General features: G+C 55.9%; 5 protein-coding genes. 4 read left to right on the plus strand and 1 reads right to left on the minus strand.

The window, feature by feature from the left end:
* The first annotated feature begins 235 nt into the window (after nucleotides 1–235).
* The 4 genes from ANI01nite_RS17100 (at nucleotide 236) to ANI01nite_RS16570 (ending at nucleotide 1,326) form a co-directional block, all read left to right on the plus strand.
* Entirely contained in the window at nucleotides 236–361 is a 126-nt protein-coding gene (locus tag ANI01nite_RS17100; RefSeq protein WP_255314584.1) for a hypothetical protein, read from the plus strand.
* Nucleotides 358–681, plus strand: a complete 324-nt coding sequence (locus ANI01nite_RS16560) for a hypothetical protein (RefSeq protein ID WP_141359358.1) — start codon at nucleotides 358–360, stop codon at nucleotides 679–681. The genes ANI01nite_RS17100 and ANI01nite_RS16560 overlap by 4 nt, the downstream gene beginning before the upstream one ends.
* Before the next feature lie 70 nt (nucleotides 682–751).
* A complete protein-coding gene (locus ANI01nite_RS17240) occupies nucleotides 752–1,075 on the plus strand; it encodes a DUF2599 domain-containing protein (RefSeq protein WP_371858983.1) in 324 nt (107 codons plus the stop codon).
* A 29-nt stretch (nucleotides 1,076–1,104) separates the two neighbouring features.
* Nucleotides 1,105–1,326 (plus strand): hypothetical protein, encoded by a 222-nt coding sequence (locus ANI01nite_RS16570; RefSeq protein ID WP_066139744.1) that lies wholly within the window; start codon nucleotides 1,105–1,107, stop codon nucleotides 1,324–1,326.
* A gap of 269 nt (nucleotides 1,327–1,595) precedes the next feature.
* Here ANI01nite_RS16570 and ANI01nite_RS16820 read toward each other — a convergent pair.
* Nucleotides 1,596–1,917 (minus strand): hypothetical protein (locus ANI01nite_RS16820; RefSeq protein ID WP_170214684.1); only part of this gene is annotated, 322 nt, incomplete at its 5' end.

Genomic DNA, 1,917 nt, shown 5'->3' on the forward strand with positions numbered 1-1,917 from the left:
TCGGCAAGCAGTGCCGGCGCTCCTGAGTTGTATCACTTTTTCTGATCGGTTTCCCCAATCGTTCGTGACTAGTACACCTACCCTTGGGTAACCATGAAAGTGCGTACTAATAGCGGGCATGAACCCCCGATATTCTTGCCACCATGAGCGTTTTCATCAGAACCGTACGAACGAAAAGCGGTGCCACCGCAGTTCAAATCGTCGAAAATTGAGGAACCCAAATCCTGGAACAAGAATGACCGCCACCCGCGAAGCCAAATATCTGTTCGGGGCCGACCTCGGTAAAACCATCACCGCCACCTGCCGCACCGAAGGGCGCACCGTCGCCGGCGGACTCGACTACATCACCTCCCGGGGGTGACCCTCACCATCCGTGGTGCCGGAGCCAATATTTGCACCCGATACAGCGACCTCGTCATCATCGAAGCTACACCCACACCAACCGAGCTGAACCTCAACCGACCAATCACCGAGCAGGGTCATGAGGACAAGGTGGGTAGGCGCCGGCACACCACGCATCGAGCCGCCAGGGAAAACAAGTTCTCCTTGCCGGAAGGAGCTAAGATTTTGGCCTACGAAGGCGGTGCCCATTTTGTTGGTCTTGACGGCGAGATCCTTGGTGGAATTGCTCCGGCATGGGCCGTCGACGCTACCGGTGCGGAAAGTACCAACGCACTTTGAATTTGCAGGTTCAACGGTAACCCAGGTAGTCGATCACGAAGGGTTCGAATACCCTATTGTGGCGGATCCGATGTGGGGTAAGGACCTCATCAAGAGCGTCAAGTGGATTAGCCGGTCTGGCGTCGTGTCCTTGTCAGTCGTCCCTACTGGGTGGAATCGATTCGATGTTGGGTTCCAGCCCGCGATCTCTGCTGGCTGGAAGGAAACGCTCGCCAAGACTCCGACCAAGACTCTCAACAAAAAGAAGTACAATCGGGCCAAGGCGAACACCACTCGCATGTACTGGCAGTACCGCTGTCACCAGGTTGCAGCGTTCACCAAAAGCTCCTGGAATCTCGAACCAAGCAAGATTCGAAACACATACCTAGATTACGTAAAGAACCTTTGCAACTAGCCGTCATCCGAAGCCACTAAGGAGCAAATATGCTGGCAAAAACAAAGTACTACTGGCTAACAGCGCTTGGGGTCAGCTTGACTGCCCTTGTATGCGGCGGTGTGGCCCTGTTCAATGCAGGTGTCATGATCGACGAGAATAACGTGCAAAACGTCATGAGCACGCCTCTTTGGGTTATCTTCGGACTTGGAATCGTTGGGACCGTAATCTCACTTCCAGCCTGGATTGCAACTCGGCGGAACAGCAGATAGTTAGATCTAGGGCTGACGGAGAAGCACGACTCAGGTGTCCTCCGTCAGCCTTTTCTGTGCGCCCACTGCGCATCGTTGCTTCGGCTGGGATAAGTTATTCCCGCAGCGAAGCCACCGACGTGGTTGAAACGGCGATTAAGGCTGAGGCTTGCTATTTGCCGCTATATGAGCCACCTTCGCAGCTCCTCTCGCCTTAAGCCTCTGACTTGAGCTGCGGTAGTGTTAGCGCAGTTGCGGGGTGTGCACTAACGGGTGATGCAACTCAGGTGCTACAGTTTGGCTTGCGTGGACCTGACCGCGCGGGAATGGCGCGGGTGCATGGAAGCCGGGAACAAGATAGCCATGATGCGCTGGATCAGGCTCAGCTCGCCGCGCAGATTGGACTGGATCGTGTGCAAGGCGTCCAGCAGCGTGGAAGCGTCATCAGCGCCCAGATGACGGTTGGCATAGAAACTTTCCTGGATGACAGTTCTCAAGGACTGCAATTCGTTGGCGATCTGGGGGTGGTCTTCGCCCAGCCGGGTGGTGTAGTCGCCGGCCGACTCGTTGTTGCCGGCTGGTTCCCGGTAATCGGCCCCGATCGCCTGTAGC

This window comes from Glutamicibacter nicotianae (assembly GCF_006539525.1).
In the GTDB taxonomy this organism is placed as follows: Bacteria; Actinomycetota; Actinomycetes; order Actinomycetales; family Micrococcaceae; genus Glutamicibacter; species Glutamicibacter nicotianae.